Below are 16,444 nucleotides of genomic sequence, written 5' to 3'. Positions count from 1 at the left end.
AATTGATTTAGCTATCAACAAAATTCCCCGCCTTTTAAACTAAATAACCACCAGAAATTGAAATTAATGATTAATTATTCTTAATTATTTATTACTTAACCATGCAATAGCACTACGGATCCATTCTTCAACCGTAGGATTTTTCATTAATAATTGATCTTTGCTTAAAATTGAAATAACACTATCAATTTCTTCGTTAGTATATCCTAATGCTAATAAGGTTAATTCCACATCTTCTAATATTTCTAAAGAAGGCATATTTTCCCTTGTGGAAGTAGTGATTCCTGCCACACTTCTCCATTGAGAAAGTTTAGTTTTTAATTCTAAAGATATTCTTTCTGCTGTCTTTTTACCCACTCCGGGAGTTTTAATTAATAATTGAGTATTATTAGTAACAATAGCTTGAACTAATTCTGATATTTCAAAAGTATCAATTAAAGCGATCGCTAATTGAGTTCCGATCCCTGAAACACTGATTAATTGACGAAAAAGATCCCTTTGGGTACTATTAGAAAAACCGTATAAAATTTGTTGATCTTCCCTAATTTGTAGATGGGTAAATATTTGCTGATCTTGATCAATATTTTGAGAAATTTCCCGATTTAGACGGGAAGGAATTTGAATTTCATAACCAGTTCCTTGTACTTCTAATATTAGAAAAAAACGATTATTACTATTCTTTGCTACTTCAACAATTTTTCCTTTTAAATAACTAATCATTTAGATTCATCCTAAGTAAATTTTCATTAAAAAATTGAGATCTAATATCTATAGGGGTGAACGGCCGTTCAACTCTACAAAATCTATTTTGATCACAGTTATCTTTTTTCAAAATAATATAATTTGATAAGACTTTAGATAATTTCATTAAGGCTAAAGCCTTATGCTACAAAAACGAAGCCTACCCACGCAGGCCGTTTTTTAGTCTGCGTAGGCAGACTTTGTTTGTATAGCCTAACCCTTTAGGGTTTGGGGCTTATTGAGTAGTTATTATTTAATTTGGTCGAGTCACAATTTTTGGTTCGCCTTTTTTAGCCGTCACATTTTCATAAACGCCCTGATCTCGGCGTACCAACTTAGTTAAGCCTAAATTTTGATAGTCACTATTAGACTTAGGCACAAGTACGGCCGGAGTAGTCAATAACTTTTCAACTGGGGCTGATGGAGAAGTTTCCCCCATGTCATAATGAGCCACTTGACACAATTCTTCCCAAGTTTTAATTGTTTTACTCATGGGGTGTAAAACTTCTAAGACTTGATCATTTTCAAGGCAACGATAAACGTAAATAGGCATTGATCCTCCACAACAATTTATTTCAAAATTAAGACGAGATGACAATACAACAAAGATCATTAAGATTAATGGTACTAATGATTATGAATACGAGTCAATAAGCGATTTAAAATCAAACGATTATTAGGAGAGATGACTTCAATTCTAATATAATCATGATCTGAAGGTCGCCAAGTAACTCTATATCTAGTATTATCATTATTCCAGATATAAACTTGACGCTCATGATTGCCCGATGTGACTGCACCAGATAACACTAGATTAGAGCCATTATGGTTATTTTCTCCATAATAGACATAGGCATTATTAGCAAAGGATAAACTAACTGTCCAGTCTCGATCGGCAAATGTTCCTTCAGGATAGTTAAATGTTTGGGCGATCGCCTGATTAGATCTAGCAAGATCAATCATAACCGGACTGGTTAGACCAATAATAGTAGCTAAGACAATTGCTTTATAATTCATATTAAAAACCTCCTTGATCTCAAAATTTGAGCCTCAATTATTAATTATAACTCATCTAATTGGTTAAATTAAAAATTAACCCGATCAAATGCTATAATCCTAATGGATCTTGTTTAAATAAAATTCTTAAATAAAATATGATTTTTTTGCTAAAATTACGAACTAACTTAACTTTATTATTAATTACTTTATGTTTCCCAATAGGTGGTTTATTAAGTAGTTGTGGCCAGTCTAATCCTTCTGTTAACACTTCCGATAATCCTACCCCAGAAACCCCCACCGTTGAGGCGAATCCTCCAGTTCAAACCCCTTCACCTAATCAAACTAATAACGAACAAGAAGAATTAATGTTTTCTATTACTAATAATAATCCTCAAACAATTAGTAAATTATTAGTTTCTAATAATGGCAATAATTGGGAAAATTTTGATTTAGGAGGACAAACTATTAAATCAAAAGAAAAAGTAGTCTTATTATGGACAAAAAATGCAAAAGAATCCGGTTGTGATTGGAAAATTAAAGCAACTTTTGCTAATCAAAAAGACTCAGAACCTTTGATTTTAAATATTTGTCAACAACCCGATTTAATTTTTCCGTAAATAAAAATTAGTCTTGATCAATTGACAATTAGTAAATTAGTTTTAAAAACTTCCCTAACTGGGCAAAAAATCTAATTTTTTAAAGCTTCAATAATCGCAAGATTAGCAGGAGGAAAGGTAAATTGATCAATTTGATCTAAATTAATCCAACGAACTTCTGCACATTCTAAAGGTTGGGGAATACCAGTTAAATGTTGACAAAGATAAACATTCAAACTCACTTTAAAATTAGTATAATCATGATCAATTGAGATTAAATGATTTTTAATCTCAATTTCTATTCCTAATTCTTCATGAATTTCCCTTTTAATACAAGCTTCTACCGTTTCTTGATCTTCAATTTTGCCCCCCGGAAATTCCCAAAAACCCCCTAACTCACCCCCTTGAAGACGGCGATCTATCAAAATCTGATTTTCTTGATTAAAAATAACAGCAACCCCAATTTTTTTATGGGGTTTGTTCGGTGTTTTTTCCTGCATAAATTATTAATAAAAATTTGAAAAATTAATCACTATCTTGATCATTAAAAGAACTATCAAGCTGACATAAAGCATTTTCAAAATTCATTCTTTGCTCTGCATTTCTGATGAAATAACCACTCATCATTGCAGATGCTAATAAACGTCCTAAATGCTCTCGACTGGTACTAATAGATACACCAAAATGTTCAGCAGGAAGATGGCCTAACAACCCCATAATATTTTGTTCCATTAATTGAAAAACATCTGGAGAATTAGGTTTAGACATTTGTTCAATCATCTCAGGAGTTAATGATTGAACATATTGCCATAATTGATTTTTTGAATGTCTATAGTCATCAAACATAGTAGAATTTCTTTGGGATGGGTTGTTCATTTGATACCTCCGTTTAAATCATTTTTAATCATCCCTTGCCCGTTGATGTTTTTAATTACAACCTAAAACAAAGGATTTCGTGTATCTGTTAATCAAATTAATTACATTTTGTTAATAATACTGTAGCAACTCTTTTTGAATGATTGGAGTTGAAATAACCGTACTTTCATTATAGCAGTTTCCTCAAATTTTTGTCATTAGTCTTTTGTTTTTTATGATTTATGATTACTAATTAGCAATAAAATTAGACTTTATTTAATAAACATCTCTATAATATAAAGATTTATGGGAGCTAATCAAACAGATTATTAGTTTAGAAGGTGGAGTATTAAGTGTAGATGATACTGTCATAGAAAAGCCTTACAGTAACCCAAAATGTGCGCAATTAATCGGCTATTTTTGGTCGGGGAAATACCATAAAACAATCATTGGTTTAAATTTAATTACCCTATATTATAGTGATATAAATGGGAATTATGTGCCAATTAATTATCGAATATATGATAAGAAAGAGGAGAAAACAAAGAACGATTATGTTCGAGAAATGGTCACGGAAGTTATAGATTGGGGGGTAAAACCAAGAATAGCAACAGGAGATAGTGAGAGATACTTATGCAATCAAGACTCATATATTTTGTTCAATTCAAGCATTTATCAAATTAGAAATAATGGGTTCTCAAAAGCTCATTAGTAATTGGTATGAAGTGCAAAGAAATATGTTCACAAAAGTTATTCGTGAGTATATTTTGGCTAACTTTAATCATAATGATTCTATCTTGAATACATAAATCATATTGTTTGTCAATGCGTAAGTCCAATTCATTTATTGTTGAAAAACTGATTTAACAGCAGGATGAATTAATTGATAATTAGCTACATTTAAGCCTTTTTTAAAAGCTAAATCATAATCTAAGGCGTTTATCCCCTGATTAGCTAATTTTAAAACGTAGGGTAAAGTGCTATTATTTAAAGCTTGGGTGGCTGTCCAAGGTACGGCACCCGGCATATTTGGGACTCCAAAATGTATCACATTTTCCTCTATATAAATCGGCTTACTGTGGGAAGTAACTCGACAAGTTTCAATACAGCCTCCTTGATCTACCGCCACATCTACAATAACCGATCCCGATCGCATCTGTTTAACAAGGTTACGAGATACTAAAATCGGAGCTTTCTTACCCACAATTAAGACAGCACCGATCAACAGATCGGCATCGGGTACAATCCTCTCAATATTGCTTGAATTAGAGTATAAAAGTTCTACCCTTGAACCGAACAGAGTTTCTAAATAACTGAGTCTTTCGAGGTTTATGTCTAAAATTGTCACCTTTGCCCCTAAACCGACAGCCATTTTGGCCGCTTCTGTGCCGACAATTCCACCTCCTAAAATGACAACTTTACCCGCCGAAACTCCCGGAATACCACCTAATAAAACTCCCCTTCCCCCCTGTTGTTTTTCTAAATATCTTGCGCCAAATTGTACGGATAAACGCCCTGCAATGATACTCATAGGAGTTAATAAAGGTAATTGACCATTCGCTAATTCTACTGTTTCGTAGGCGATCGCTTGACAACCTGATTTAATTAATGCTTCTGTTAAGGGGCGATCGGCGGCTAAATGGAGATAGGTAAAGAGAATTTGGTCTTTTTGAAAATATTGATATTCTTGGGGTAAAGGCTCTTTAACTTTAACGATTAACTCACTATTCCAAACTTCAGAGGCTTGTGCAACAATTTTTGCCCCTGCCTTCTCATAATCTTGATCACTAAAACCTGAGCCGATTCCTGCCCCAGTTTCCACTAAAATTTGATGATTATTTTCTGATAAAATACGCACGGTACTAGGAGTTAAACTAACTCTAAATTCTTGATCTTTAATTTCTTTTGGTACACCAATTTTCATAATTTTAAATATTCCTAAAAAAACTAAACAGAATTATTAATATAAACTAATATTAGGATAAAAAGTTTGGGATTTTTCTTAATACATAAAAGTTATTATTTAATAATATAAAAATCCCCGACTTTTGAAACTTTAAGATAGATCCTAATAATACTACTTAATCTAAATTCCTGCGCCATGTAAAAACTCCTCAATTATTTGATTACTTTCAGAATTATTATTCTCTAATTGATTCTGATTATTTTCAATTACAGTTAAGGATAATTGACGTAATTCATTTATTTCATTTTCTAAACTCTTAATTCGTTCAAATAAATTACGAATAACCTCAGCTTCAGGATCGGGTAAAGTTTCATTAGCTAAAGAATCCTCTGAGCCTTTCGCCGTGCGGGTAATACGTCCCGGAATGCCCACCACCGTGCAGTGACTAGGCACATCCCTTAACACCACTGATCCCGCACCGATCCGCACATGATCCCCGATGTAAATATTACCTAAAACCTTTGCACCAGCACCAACTAAGACATGATTTCCTACGGTGGGATGACGTTTACCCTGATCTTTACCCGTACCACCTAAAGTAACACCTTGATAAATTAACACATAATCCCCAATAATCGCCGTTTCACCGATTACCACACCCATTCCATGATCAATAAAGACACCTTTACCAATTTTTGCCCCCGGATGAATTTCAATCCCCGTAATTAAGCGGCTCATAAAAGATAGAAAACGGGGAATAAAAGGAAGGCGAAAACGATGTAACCAATGGGCGAAACGGTGAAAAATTAAAGCTTGTAGCCCCGGATAACAAAAGAAAACTTCTAACCAATTTTTAGCGGCGGGATCATATTTATACACTGATTTCCAGTCAGCTATTAAGGTATTAATTAAGTTATGGGAATGGGAATGAGTCTCTAAAGTATGGGCATAACTTTGAGTTTTTAGGTCAATATTTTGTTGATTAATTTCTGTTATTTTTGTCATGGTTTTTATTCTTAACTATTGTTGAAAAATTTTAAAAGATTGCCATATTTCCTGAGCTAAATTAAAAGCTTGAACCCTAATTTCTGGGACGGCGGTTGTTTCCCATAAATCACCTTTACGGGGAGGCCCTAATGTATAAAGCCAGTTAGAAATATTACCGTAACTATCAATAATTAGCCCATTTTGAGCAGTTTCAAAACCTAAAAATAAAGGATGAATTTTAATTAAATTTTGTTTTTGTAAACTGATAATTAAGGGTTGATCTTGATAATTGCCACTTGATCCGGTACAGTTAAAAATTAAATTAACTAATAAACTCCTTTCTTTTTGTGTACCTCTTTCTTTAAAAATTACTGCGAATTTATTTTTAACTTTTACACATTTATTAATCCTCCCTTTATAAAATTTTAATTGATCTGAATTGATTAAAATATTCAATTTTTCTGCTATTTCTTTAGCAATGCGATGACGATGTACTTCCCAATAAGCTTTAAGATGACGTAAAAATCTTTGTTGTTCTTTTAATGGTAAATTTTGCCATAATTCCTGTGTGATAATGCGTAAAGCATCAATAACAGCCCTCCAATTAATATTTTGACTTTGTGCTAATTTAATTTCTGTTCTGACTAAATGTAATAAGTTTCTAATAGTTTGAGGGGCATTTTTAAGATTAATAAATAAAGGATAAGGTGGAGCAGATTGATGAGCTAAAGGTTTTAAACCATGACGAGAAATAGCATAAATTTGTCCTTTAAAGCCTTTTTCTTGTATAGAAATAGCCACGTCAACCATTGTTAAACCTGTGCCAATTAATAAAATAGAATCTTCTGAATTTAAGTTATTAATTGATTCGATTTGCCAAGGATTTTTAATATCTTCTTGATAATCTTTTAAAACTGGTAAGATAGACGGGGGAGGATTTCCTAATGCTAAAATTACTCGATCGGCGGTTAAATTTTTACCAGATTTTAGTAAAATTTGAGTAGAATCAGCCTTTTTTTCTATAGCGATGGCTTCATCTCCTGTAATAATTTCTAAAGTAACATTAGGATTATTTTTTACTTCTTGTAAAGTTGATTGGATATAATCTCCATAAATTTCTCTAGGTACAAAATCAGTAGATTCTATGTGTGAATAACCCTGATTATGTAACCAATCTAAAAAATGTTTTGGTTGTAGGGGTAAGGCACTAATTTTACCTGCGGGAACATTTAATAAATGACCTAAAACAGAGGTATTATAAGCTAAACCTCTGCCTATTTCTTGACTTTTATTGATTAATTTTATGGTAATAGGTTTAGTGGCAATTCTCGCAAGATTAACTGTTACTAATGAACCACTAAAACCTCCGCCAATGATGGCAATTATAGGTTGATTTTGATTGTTATTATTTTCGTCTGACATGACATGATAATTATTTTTAATATATTGATTTAAAATATTTTTATTTAAGTAAATTGTAGGGGGGCAACTGTTCAAAAATTGGTAAAATAGAAGAAATCGTTTTGAGGTTGCCCCCTTACTTATTAACCATCGCTTGACAGAGGTATTATTAATAACTAAAATACACATTTAGAGAGTCAGAGGTTAACTATGAACAAAACTATTGTTTTTGAAATTTATCAAGAAGAAGATGGTGGCTTTGTCGCTGAATGTTTAACAGAAAATATTTTTACCCAAGGGGATAATTGGGAAGAATTAAAAATAAATATTCATGAATCTGTTAAAGGATTTTATTTTGATCAGCCCGATCTTCCTGATGTAAAATTACACTTTGTTAAGGAGGAAATGTTAGTTATTCAATGAAAACTCCTCGTAATTTAAAAGGTTCTGATCTAGTTGAAATACTTTGTAAATCCTATGATTATCAAATTATTTATCAACAAGGAAGCCATATTATTCTGGAAACAGAAAGTCCATTTCATCAAAGAATTAGTATTCCTAATCATACCCCTTTAAGAGTAGGAACATTGAATAGTATTTTAAGGGCGGTTGCTTATCATAAACAGATAACAAAAAATGAAATTTTGAAAGATTTATAATTGTAAATTTTTTTGTGGTACAGGCATCTTGCCTGTATGAAACTAATAAAATAGTTATAAATTGTAGGGTGGGCAACCCTTCAAAAATTAGTAAAATAGATGAAATCTTTTTGAGGTTGCCCACCTTATTTATTAATGGAAAGGTATTTCTTTTAAGACTTTAACTAAGGTATCAATTTCATCTTTAGTATTATAAAAAGCTAAAGATGGTCGTACCGTTCCCGTTAAACCGTATCTTTGCATGGTAGGTTGAGCGCAATGATGCCCCGCTCTCACTGCGATCCCTTCTAAAGCTAGACGTTGACCGATTTCTTCATAAGGGATAGACTCATGAACAAAGGATAAAACCCCTACTTTTTCCGGTGCTGTGCCAATAAATTTAATACCCGGCACTTCTGATAAAGCTTCCATCCCATAACGAGTTAAAGCCTGTTCATAATGCTCAATATTCACCATGCCAAGGCGGTTAAGATAGTCGATCGCCGCTCCTAAACCCACCGCATCAGCAATATTCGGTGTACCTGCTTCAAATTTTTCCGGTGGATCGTTGTAAACCGTGCGCTCAAAGGTGACATGACGGATCATCGCACCGCCACCCTGCCAAGGGGGAATATCGTCTAAAATCTCTCTTTTAGCGTATAAAGCCCCGATCCCTGTGGGTGCAAACAGTTTATGCCCTGAAAAAACGTAAAAATCACACCCTAGATCCTGTACATTCACCGGAATATGGGAAACCGCTTGCGCACCATCTACCAACACCCTCACCCCATGACGGTGGGCGATCGCTGTCATTTCTTTAACAGGTACAATTGTACCTAAAGCATTAGAAACCTGACTAACCGCCACAAGGCGAGTTTTAGGACTTAAAAGGCGGGTATATTCCTCTAAAATTACCTCTCCAGAGTCAGTGATCGGCACTACTTTTAAAACCGCGCCTTTTTCCTGTGCTAACATTTGCCAAGGTACAATATTAGCGTGATGTTCTAAAGTCGTAAGGATGATCTCATCCCCTTCCCCAACATATTTACGCCCGTAGGTTTGAGCTACTAAATTAATGGCTTCAGTAGTTCCCCTTGCAAAAACGATCTCCGAAATATCACCCGCCCCTAAAAACCGTTGTACTTTTTCCCTTGCCGCTTCATAAGCATCTGTCGCTCTGGCCGCTAAGGTATGCGCGCCCCGATGCACATTGGAGTTATCATTTTCGTAATAATGGGAAAGGGCATCAATTACCGCTTGGGGTTTTTGGGTAGTAGCGGCATTATCTAACCAAATTAAGGGTTTGCCGTTAACTGTTTGATGGAGAATAGGAAAATCTCGCCGAACCGCATATATATCAAAGGGTTCACCCGAATATTCCAAACCTACGGTTTCCTCCTTTGGGTCTTCTTCTTGGGGAAGATCCGCTTTGGGAGGTGAAAGAAAGTAAAAACTAGGTTCTTCTACTTCCGGTGGTGGTGGAGTTTCGTCTGGAATACCCCCTAAACCTAAATTACTGACAAGGTGTTGCAGATCACCTTCCCGTAAAGGAAAGACTGTTCCCACACCTTGAGAAGTGGGTTGAGGATGATGGGGAATATTATGGACGAACGGCCGTTCGTCCCTACTAAAACTAGGAATTTGAGCGAATAATTGTTGAGCAATGGAGGTTAAAGCCTCATCACTTAGACTTTCCCCCCTTTTTAAGGGGGGTTGGGGGGGATCAACTAAAGGTACATTTTGCACAGCATTCCCTTCTGAAATTACCCTTGAGGGTGAACTAACTACGGCGGTGACTTCCCTACTGGCAACAGGGGCAGTCGGGTTAGTAGGTGGTGTCACATTATTGGGAGTTAAACCGTCAGGAATAGGTTGACTACCTAAACCACCGGAAAGTTGACTAACTAACTGTTGAGCTAATTCGGTTAAACTTGCATCACCAACATCTGTTGGTAGGGGTGAGCGGCCGTTCCCCCCTACAGGCGATTGTGTCGGTGTTTCAACGGTGCTATGATTACCATTGGGAGGAGTGGCATAGATCTCATTTGCTAATGATTGAATATTCAAAGGCTCAAAAGCATAGCTATCAATACCCTCTCCTCCTGCCGGATAACCGTTACTATTATACTCCGGCATACTTGTAGTCATGGTAATATCCTACTTCTACATTTTCTAAAATGGCGACAGCATCATCTGTTAAAACGGCGGCGGAAAAGTATAAACTGAGTAAGTAAGAAGCGATTGATTCTTGATTAATACCCATTAAGCGCACCGATAAACCGGGTAATTGTTCGCCCGGGATCCCTAATTGATGTAAACCCACTACACCCTGTTCTTTTTCGCCCACACGCACTAATAAAATATTGGTTTTACCCGCACTGAGGGGATCGGAAGTGCGACTTTTAACTTCTAATTTGTCGCAAGGTACGATCGGCACACCACGCCATGTAATGAAGGGAGAGCCAAATAAATTAACTGTGGCAGGAGGTACACCTCGACGAGTGCATTCACGCCCAAAAGAGGCGATCGCGCGAGGATGTGCTAAAAAGAAACTCGGTTTTTTCCACACTAAGGATAATAAAGCATCAAAGTCGTCTGGAGTTGGTGCATCATAACGAGGTTGTACCCGTAACAGAGGAGAAGCCACATTTAATAAGCCAAAATTAGGATTATTAATGATTTCCCATTCCTGTTGTTCTTTAATACCCTCGATCGTTAAGCGTAATTGTTCCCGTAATTGATTAATTGGCTCGTTATAAATATCCGTAACACGGGTATGAACTTTAAGAATACTCTGAATAATACTTAATTCGTATTCTTGGGGAGCATCCTCATAATCAATATAGGAAGCAGGTAACTCCGTTTCCCCCTCATAATCAGAAGCTAAAGCAACCCCTTCTTCACCATATAAATTAACAGCAGATTTAAGTCTTAATCTTTGCTCAACTGCTAATAATAAATTAGCCTTAAGTTCTTCAGATTGGGCTAAAACTTCATCAAAAGCAGATTTAGTGATAGTTAATAAACGAACAGGAGTTAAAGTGCGCACCGTAGCATCGCTAGGCATATCACTATAGAGATCCACCTCCCCAAAATAATCCCCCGCACCTAATACCCCAATGCGTAAATTTTGCCCTTGTTCACCTTTAAATAAAACTTCTACTTTACCCTGAACAACGATAAAAAATTTATCTCTTTGTTCTCCTTCTGTCGCTAAAGTTTGTCCTCTTTCTGAGTATTCATTTTGTAAACGAGTTGTAAACGAGAGGAAAGAGCCGCTAAATAGGATAGGTCTAAATTAGCAAATAAAGGAATAGTTTGGAGATTTTCAGGGGCTACGGTAGAAGTACCATTACTCTCATCAATCTCAACTTTCGGAGTTTGTTTTAAAACAATTTTATTTTTATTGACCCGATAAGTACCAGATTGTACTTGTACCCAAGGCAAGAAATGTAATAACCACCGAGGCGTAATTCCTGTAGATTGGGGAATTGTATTAGTGGTAATGGACAGATTTCGAGCCGTTCTGACATCAATACTTTGTTGCTGTCTGTTATCTGTAGTAAGGATTGTACTCATATTTTGTTGATTTCCAATTTGAACAGAACTATTAACCAAGGTTTTATACCTCCCTTTGGTTGTTAGTGGTTTACTTGAAATTTTTTTCTTACGATTTTAAGTTATCACATCTTTAGCAAAATAGATATTAAGAAAAAGTAAATATTTACATTTCTTAATATTCTAATACCATTTACATTTACTAGTTACATAGTTAAATCACTGAAATCTTTGTGAATAAACTATTCTATTAAGCCTCAGTCTGAATTTACTTTATGTAAATGGTATAATTTATGGGAACTAAATTTAATATCTTAAAACACTAAAAAGCTTATTAATTAAAGCTTTTGATTAATTTGGCTAACATTTAAAATACTAAAAAGCACAGTGATTACTGTAGATTAATTCTGTAAAAAATCACGCAAAAAAAACAAGGATTAGGGGAGATTATTGGGGGTTTAAAAGTCGGGGATTTGACAAAAACCCGACTTTTGATGCTATGACTAAGCATTAACTACTTCATACTGAGGTTTTAAACCCTGAGCCGTTACAGAATAACGAATAATTTTAGCTTGTAAAGAAGCAGTTAAAGAAAGCCAATGACTTACACCTGCGGGAATTTTGAGGTAATTGCCCTCCTGTAATAACAGTTGCATTTCCCTACCATTAGCATCTTTTAAGCCGATAATTATTTCCCCTGAAATAACCAATAATCCTTCATCCTCATTATGAGTATGAAAACGCTGATTTTGTGTGGAAAAAGGATAAAGTAAAGGTGAACCCGGATGTAATACCATTAATTCCCGTTGTTGAAAACGATCTCTAATTTGAAGGGTATTAAGTAAATTTTTATGACGATTGAGGAATTTTTGCCGTTCATAATTATTTAACACATCCTGATTCATTAATGCTCTAATTTCCGCACTCTGACAACAAGCTAAACAATCCATCACAATTTTTAAACCGCCAATAACAGAAGCGATCGCATTCCAGTTGTGATAAGTTTTGCCGTTGTCTAGTTGCAGAATAGCCATATCTTTATCAATCCATCTTTTACCTATTGGTTTAATCTACACTAATCTTATCGAGATTTAGTATATTAATCATCATACCAGAAATTGAGCCTCTGTCAAGAGATAAAGATTGTTGTGATAAATCTTGCTTTAAGTAGGTTTTAAGGATTAATGTTGTGTTGACAACTAAAATCAATTCTAAAAAAATTATAAAATCTGATCGGAAAACTGTATTTTATTTACTCAAAACTAACCATTAACACTAAAGGTATAATTTTATTAAGAAATATTCTTATTAAGATTAAAAAAAGTTTCCCCTAATACTTAAAACCAATTTTTATTAACTATTGTAGAAATACTTGCAATAATTTTATTGATAATGTAATTCAATAAACATTTAAAAAAAATATTCAATAAATTCACTAAAAACTATTGCAATTCATTTACAAATGAATTAAGATTCGTTCCCATAACCAAACAACCAAACAAAAGTGTTCAAAACAACAATGAGTAAAAAATCATTCATCAATCAAACGAAACAAAGTCTTTCTAAACTCTTAAAATTTGAGATACAACCGAAAACCTCAGTTTTACTTTTAGGAGCAGTAGGCTTTGGCTTAAGTGTGGCTATTCCTCTGGCAGGAAATGTGAGTGCGGCGGATCTAATATCCAGTACCCCGAATAAGCAATTAATCAGTCAACAACCAGAGACTGTAGAACTAACCTTAGTTTCCTACGCTGTTACTCAAGCGGCTTATGACAGAATCATTCCTCTTTTTCAAGAAAAATGGAAACGGGAACATGGAGGTCAAGAAGTACGCATTAATGCTAGTTATGGAGGTTCAGGGACTCAAACTCGTGCCGTGATTGATGGTTTAGAAGCCGATGTGGTGGCATTAGCATTGGCTTTAGATACCAAAAAAATTGAGAATGCAGGTTTAATTGATCCGGGTTGGCAAAGCGAAGCTCCTAATAATTCAATTATTACCCATTCAGTGGTAGCACTGGTAACTCGCCCCGGCAATCCCAAAGGAATCCGCAACTGGACTGATTTAACAAGACCTGATGTTAAAGTAATCACTGCCAATCCGAAAACTTCAGGCGGTGCGCGTTGGAACTTTCTTGCCTTATGGAATGCAGTCAATGGAGATGATAGTCAAAAACAAGATTTTGTGACTCAGGTTTTTCGCAATGTACCCGTATTACCCAAAGATGCAAGGGAAGCTAGTGATACTTTCTTTAAAAAAGGAGAAGGAGATGTACTACTTAATTATGAAAATGAAGTAATTTTATCGGCACAACGGGGAGAAACTTCCTCTTTTTCTGTGATTCCATCTAATAATATTTCGATTGATGGACCTGTGGCAGTGGTAGATAAAAATGTGGATAAACATAACACTCGTGCTGTAGCCGAAGCATTTGTGCAGTTTTTATTTACCCCAGAAGCACAAAGGGAATTTGCTAATGTTGGTTTTCGCCCAGTGGATCCTACTGTGGCAAGAGACGTAGCAAGTAGATTCCCCAGAGTCACCAATCTTCATACAATCAGTGAATTTGGTGGTTGGGATAATATCCAGAAGAAATTTTTTGATGATGGTGCGATTTTTGACCAGATTCAAGGCTCACTTTAATGAGATTTCTGGTAAAAGTATCAAAATTTAAAATTTTCGATCAAAAGCCAAAATTTTAAATTAATTGAGTTTATTGTTGGGCTTTAGCACGACAAAGTAATAGCACTGAAGTACAACAACGAACCTATCTTTTTTTGTTTTTGATGTTTAGTTTTGCTAAAAAATCAGTAAAAATCAGTACCTAAATTGTCCTCATCTACAGAAATTGTTGCTGTTACTTCGGCAACAGAAAATTTAACCCTATCTGATGTGATGACTTGGTTACACTCCCCTAAAAGTGAGCCTCATTTTTATCACAAGTGGTTTTGGTCGGCGATGGTAATATCATTAGCTTTACATGGGCTAATGATGTTTATTCCTATGGCATCAGAAGATCATCACTCACAGCCAAAACCAGAAGATAAGAAAGTTCATGTTACCCAGTTACCCACTGGTAAAAAACCTGAAATTTCTCAACCCAAGTCGCCGAAAAAGACTCCTGTGGCTAAACGATCTCAGTCTAAAGCTCCCACTGTACGCAAAAAGCTTCAGGTATCTTCACCAAAGGTAGTTATTCCATCTATTAAGAAAACTCCTCCCAAAGAGATACCTTCCCAAGAGATACCTAAAGAAATAACTCCTAAAACTGAATCTAAGGCCACTCCTGAAGAAACTCCAGAACCGGAGGTAACTAACACACAATCCGTCCCTGTGGCTGATTCGTGGGATGATTTCCCCACCTATCCCTCAGCCCAAGCGGGATGTTTTAATTTGCCTTCTTGTATGGAAACAGGGAAAGAGTTAGATCAAGTTGCTCAATTTTTTGAACAAGAGTTGGCAACTAAAAAATATGTGGTAACACCCACCACCACAGAAACAGGAAAAAAAGTTTACCAAGTTTTTCGCAATGGTAGAACTCAATTTCTCAGTTTGTTAGTGGCACAGGGAAAAGGTACAGTTTATGTTTTATCGGAACAACCCTTAAGTTTACAAGATTTAGCAAAGGCGGTGGAAGTCCCCGGAGAAATTTACAACATTATCGGGAATTTAGGTGATATTGCCGATGCTACCTGTGATAATTTTGCCGATCCTAATTTATTTTGTGAGGCGGGGGTACAACGTCCTGATATTGCCATTATGAAATTGGTAGAAGGGGAAGCACCTGATACTTTTTTTGACACCTATCTCAGAACTAATTTAGTTAACAATAGTTACGAGATTAGCGATGGAGAGGCTTATGGTGGTGGAGCAATTTTCGTTGTGACAAAAGATTCAGGTTCACTCTATGTCAATTTAGTTCCTAATCAACAAAATACAGCCACAATTGTGGTGATTTGGAAAATACAACCTCAGTAAAGTAGTTAAAATTAACTTTTAATTGAATTATTATTTATTTTTTATTTCTAAATATCTATGTCTAATGTTTATAATTTAATTGAGAAAGGTGGGCCGGTCATGATTCCCATACTCGCTATGTCAGTTTTTACGATTGGTAGAGCGATCGAAAGGGCTTGGTTTTGGTATCAATTTCTGAGTCAAGAAGACAAAATTGTTTATCGAGTTTTAGAAGCCGCCCATTATGATTTAGAAAAAGCCGCCTCGATCGCGCGTGAGGCGAACAATTTACCCATTGGGAGGTTTCTCCTTGCCCCCTTAAGATTAAAACAACCTACACCGGAAACCTTTAGATTAGCCTTAGAAACGGCGGGAGATAAAGAGTTTTTTCAAATGAGAAGGGGAGATAAACTCTTAGAAAGTGTGGTAGGATTAGCACCCCTTTTAGGATTATTAGGAACAGTAACGGGTTTAATTATGACTTTTAGTAACTTAAATATTGGTGGTGCAGGAGGTGCGGCGGATACTTCTAAAGCGGCGGCGGGGATTGGGGAAGCCCTAACCACTACGGCGGCAGGGATGTTAGTTGCCATTCTTGCTTTATTTATTTTTCGTGTTTTAGTAACATTACAAAGTCAACAGGTGGAATATTTTTCCACAGTTGGAGGTGAATTAGAATTGATTTATCGTCAAGTTTGGTATGAACCAATTTTTCATCAAAATAGTGAAGTTTCTAGTAATGAAGTTTCTAATAATTCTAATTATGCTTCATCCTTTCATTTATCAGCAAATAGTAAATAATAAA

General features: G+C 35.3%; 18 protein-coding genes and 1 pseudogene. 7 read left to right on the top strand and 12 right to left on the bottom strand.

The features are described from left to right. Nucleotides 1-84 precede the first annotated feature (84 nt). From ruvA to Anndu_RS07550, 3 genes are all read right to left on the bottom strand, one after another. Nucleotides 85-720, bottom strand: a complete 636-nt coding sequence (ruvA, locus tag Anndu_RS07560; protein ID WP_464103780.1) for a Holliday junction branch migration protein RuvA — start codon at nucleotides 718-720, stop codon at nucleotides 85-87. Nucleotides 721-994: 274 nt separating this feature from the next. Continuing rightward, nucleotides 995-1,294 (bottom strand): hypothetical protein, encoded by a 300-nt coding sequence (locus Anndu_RS07555; protein ID WP_464103779.1) that lies wholly within the window; start codon nucleotides 1,292-1,294, stop codon nucleotides 995-997. Nucleotides 1,295-1,368: 74 nt separating this feature from the next. Then, on the bottom strand, nucleotides 1,369-1,758 hold the full coding sequence (locus Anndu_RS07550; RefSeq protein WP_464103778.1) for a hypothetical protein: 390 nt from the start codon (nucleotides 1,756-1,758) through the stop codon (nucleotides 1,369-1,371). 146 nt (nucleotides 1,759-1,904) lie between these two features. On the opposite strand from Anndu_RS07550, the gene Anndu_RS07545 reads away from it, so the two are divergent. Continuing rightward, nucleotides 1,905-2,357, top strand: coding sequence for a hypothetical protein (locus Anndu_RS07545; RefSeq protein ID WP_464103777.1), 453 nt, complete (start codon nucleotides 1,905-1,907; stop codon nucleotides 2,355-2,357). 71 nt (nucleotides 2,358-2,428) lie between these two features. On the opposite strand, the gene mutT is transcribed toward Anndu_RS07545, so the two are convergent. Both mutT and Anndu_RS07535 read right to left on the bottom strand, forming a co-directional pair. Beyond that, nucleotides 2,429-2,836, bottom strand: coding sequence for an 8-oxo-dGTP diphosphatase MutT (mutT, locus tag Anndu_RS07540; RefSeq protein ID WP_464103776.1), 408 nt, complete (start codon nucleotides 2,834-2,836; stop codon nucleotides 2,429-2,431). Between the two features lie 25 nt (nucleotides 2,837-2,861). After that, entirely contained in the window at nucleotides 2,862-3,212 is a 351-nt protein-coding gene (locus Anndu_RS07535; protein WP_464103775.1) for a DUF760 domain-containing protein, read from the bottom strand. Nucleotides 3,213-3,489: 277 nt separating this feature from the next. Here Anndu_RS07535 and Anndu_RS07530 point away from each other — a divergent pair. Further along, nucleotides 3,490-4,000 (top strand): annotated as a pseudogene (locus Anndu_RS07530) (hypothetical protein); the annotation flags it as partial. A gap of 35 nt (nucleotides 4,001-4,035) precedes the next feature. On the opposite strand, the gene ald reads toward Anndu_RS07530, so the two are convergent. The 3 genes from ald to Anndu_RS07515 form a co-directional block, all read right to left on the bottom strand. Next, entirely contained in the window at nucleotides 4,036-5,115 is a 1,080-nt protein-coding gene (gene ald / locus Anndu_RS07525) for an alanine dehydrogenase (RefSeq protein WP_464103774.1), read from the bottom strand. 162 nt (nucleotides 5,116-5,277) lie between these two features. Beyond that, nucleotides 5,278-6,102, bottom strand: a complete 825-nt coding sequence (gene cysE / locus Anndu_RS07520) for a serine O-acetyltransferase (RefSeq protein WP_464103773.1) — start codon at nucleotides 6,100-6,102, stop codon at nucleotides 5,278-5,280. Nucleotides 6,103-6,117: 15 nt separating this feature from the next. After that, the gene (locus Anndu_RS07515) at nucleotides 6,118-7,506 is read right to left on the bottom strand and encodes an FAD/NAD(P)-binding protein (protein ID WP_464103772.1); all 1,389 of its coding nucleotides are present in this window, start codon (nucleotides 7,504-7,506) and stop codon (nucleotides 6,118-6,120) included. Between the two features lie 189 nt (nucleotides 7,507-7,695). Here Anndu_RS07515 and Anndu_RS07510 point away from each other — a divergent pair, with 189 nt between their 5' ends. After that, nucleotides 7,696-7,908 carry a type II toxin-antitoxin system HicB family antitoxin gene (locus Anndu_RS07510; protein WP_464103771.1) on the top strand — a complete coding sequence of 71 codons (213 nt, stop codon included), beginning with the start codon at nucleotides 7,696-7,698 and terminating at the stop codon, nucleotides 7,906-7,908. After that, nucleotides 7,905-8,144: a type II toxin-antitoxin system HicA family toxin gene (locus tag Anndu_RS07505; protein WP_464103770.1), complete on the top strand. Its 240-nt coding sequence runs from the start codon at nucleotides 7,905-7,907 to the stop codon at nucleotides 8,142-8,144. Before Anndu_RS07510 ends, Anndu_RS07505 begins: the two co-directional genes overlap by 4 nt. Nucleotides 8,145-8,276: 132 nt before the next feature. On the opposite strand, the gene Anndu_RS07500 is transcribed toward Anndu_RS07505, so the two are convergent. The 4 genes from Anndu_RS07500 to Anndu_RS07485 form a co-directional block, all read right to left on the bottom strand. Continuing rightward, a complete protein-coding gene (locus Anndu_RS07500; RefSeq protein WP_464103769.1) occupies nucleotides 8,277-10,271 on the bottom strand; it encodes a SufS family cysteine desulfurase in 1,995 nt (664 codons plus the stop codon). Further along, nucleotides 10,246-11,412 carry a family 2B encapsulin nanocompartment shell protein gene (locus Anndu_RS07495; protein ID WP_464104056.1) on the bottom strand — a complete coding sequence of 389 codons (1,167 nt, stop codon included), beginning with the start codon at nucleotides 11,410-11,412 and terminating at the stop codon, nucleotides 10,246-10,248. The genes Anndu_RS07500 and Anndu_RS07495 overlap by 26 nt, the downstream gene beginning before the upstream one ends. After that, on the bottom strand, nucleotides 11,337-11,702 hold the full coding sequence (locus Anndu_RS07490) for a hypothetical protein (protein WP_464103768.1): 366 nt from the start codon (nucleotides 11,700-11,702) through the stop codon (nucleotides 11,337-11,339). The genes Anndu_RS07495 and Anndu_RS07490 overlap by 76 nt, the downstream gene beginning before the upstream one ends. Nucleotides 11,703-12,184: 482 nt before the next feature. After that, complete coding sequence (locus tag Anndu_RS07485) at nucleotides 12,185-12,715, bottom strand: hypothetical protein (protein WP_464103767.1); 531 nt, start codon at nucleotides 12,713-12,715, stop codon at nucleotides 12,185-12,187. A 485-nt stretch (nucleotides 12,716-13,200) separates the two neighbouring features. Here Anndu_RS07485 and Anndu_RS07480 point away from each other — a divergent pair, with 485 nt between their 5' ends. The 3 genes from Anndu_RS07480 to Anndu_RS07470 all read left to right on the top strand — a co-directional run bounded on the left by Anndu_RS07480 (nucleotide 13,201) and on the right by Anndu_RS07470 (nucleotide 16,440). Continuing rightward, a complete protein-coding gene (locus tag Anndu_RS07480; protein WP_464103766.1) occupies nucleotides 13,201-14,325 on the top strand; it encodes a sulfate ABC transporter substrate-binding protein in 1,125 nt (374 codons plus the stop codon). 186 nt (nucleotides 14,326-14,511) lie between these two features. After that, nucleotides 14,512-15,660, top strand: coding sequence for a hypothetical protein (locus tag Anndu_RS07475; RefSeq protein WP_464103765.1), 1,149 nt, complete (start codon nucleotides 14,512-14,514; stop codon nucleotides 15,658-15,660). Nucleotides 15,661-15,717: 57 nt separating this feature from the next. After that, complete coding sequence (locus tag Anndu_RS07470; RefSeq protein WP_464103764.1) at nucleotides 15,718-16,440, top strand: MotA/TolQ/ExbB proton channel family protein; 723 nt, start codon at nucleotides 15,718-15,720, stop codon at nucleotides 16,438-16,440. Nucleotides 16,441-16,444 lie beyond the last annotated feature (4 nt).

Source organism: Annamia dubia NIES-4383, assembly GCF_055394725.1.
Note: the sequence above shows the minus strand (reverse complement) of the source record. Positions and strands in the feature narration are given on the sequence as shown.

What these genes read in the sequence shown, in the direction of transcription:
- Anndu_RS07555 (WP_464103779.1), bottom strand. Translation starts at nt 1,294, where the DNA reads ATGCCTATTTACGTTTATCGTTGCCTTGAAAATGATCAAGTCTTAGAA.
- Anndu_RS07480 (WP_464103766.1), top strand. Translation starts at nt 13,201, where the DNA reads ATGAGTAAAAAATCATTCATCAATCAAACGAAACAAAGTCTTTCTAAA.
- ald (WP_464103774.1), bottom strand. Translation starts at nt 5,115, where the DNA reads ATGAAAATTGGTGTACCAAAAGAAATTAAAGATCAAGAATTTAGAGTT.
- mutT (WP_464103776.1), bottom strand. Translation starts at nt 2,836, where the DNA reads ATGCAGGAAAAAACACCGAACAAACCCCATAAAAAAATTGGGGTTGCT.
- Anndu_RS07550 (WP_464103778.1), bottom strand. Translation starts at nt 1,758, where the DNA reads ATGAATTATAAAGCAATTGTCTTAGCTACTATTATTGGTCTAACCAGT.
- Anndu_RS07510 (WP_464103771.1), top strand. Translation starts at nt 7,696, where the DNA reads ATGAACAAAACTATTGTTTTTGAAATTTATCAAGAAGAAGATGGTGGC.
- cysE (WP_464103773.1), bottom strand. Translation starts at nt 6,102, where the DNA reads ATGACAAAAATAACAGAAATTAATCAACAAAATATTGACCTAAAAACT.
- ruvA (WP_464103780.1), bottom strand. Translation starts at nt 720, where the DNA reads ATGATTAGTTATTTAAAAGGAAAAATTGTTGAAGTAGCAAAGAATAGT.
- Anndu_RS07535 (WP_464103775.1), bottom strand. Translation starts at nt 3,212, where the DNA reads ATGAACAACCCATCCCAAAGAAATTCTACTATGTTTGATGACTATAGA.
- Anndu_RS07515 (WP_464103772.1), bottom strand. Translation starts at nt 7,506, where the DNA reads ATGTCAGACGAAAATAATAACAATCAAAATCAACCTATAATTGCCATC.
- Anndu_RS07470 (WP_464103764.1), top strand. Translation starts at nt 15,718, where the DNA reads ATGTCTAATGTTTATAATTTAATTGAGAAAGGTGGGCCGGTCATGATT.
- Anndu_RS07485 (WP_464103767.1), bottom strand. Translation starts at nt 12,715, where the DNA reads ATGGCTATTCTGCAACTAGACAACGGCAAAACTTATCACAACTGGAAT.
- Anndu_RS07505 (WP_464103770.1), top strand. Translation starts at nt 7,905, where the DNA reads ATGAAAACTCCTCGTAATTTAAAAGGTTCTGATCTAGTTGAAATACTT.
- Anndu_RS07490 (WP_464103768.1), bottom strand. Translation starts at nt 11,702, where the DNA reads ATGAGTACAATCCTTACTACAGATAACAGACAGCAACAAAGTATTGAT.
- Anndu_RS07500 (WP_464103769.1), bottom strand. Translation starts at nt 10,271, where the DNA reads ATGACTACAAGTATGCCGGAGTATAATAGTAACGGTTATCCGGCAGGA.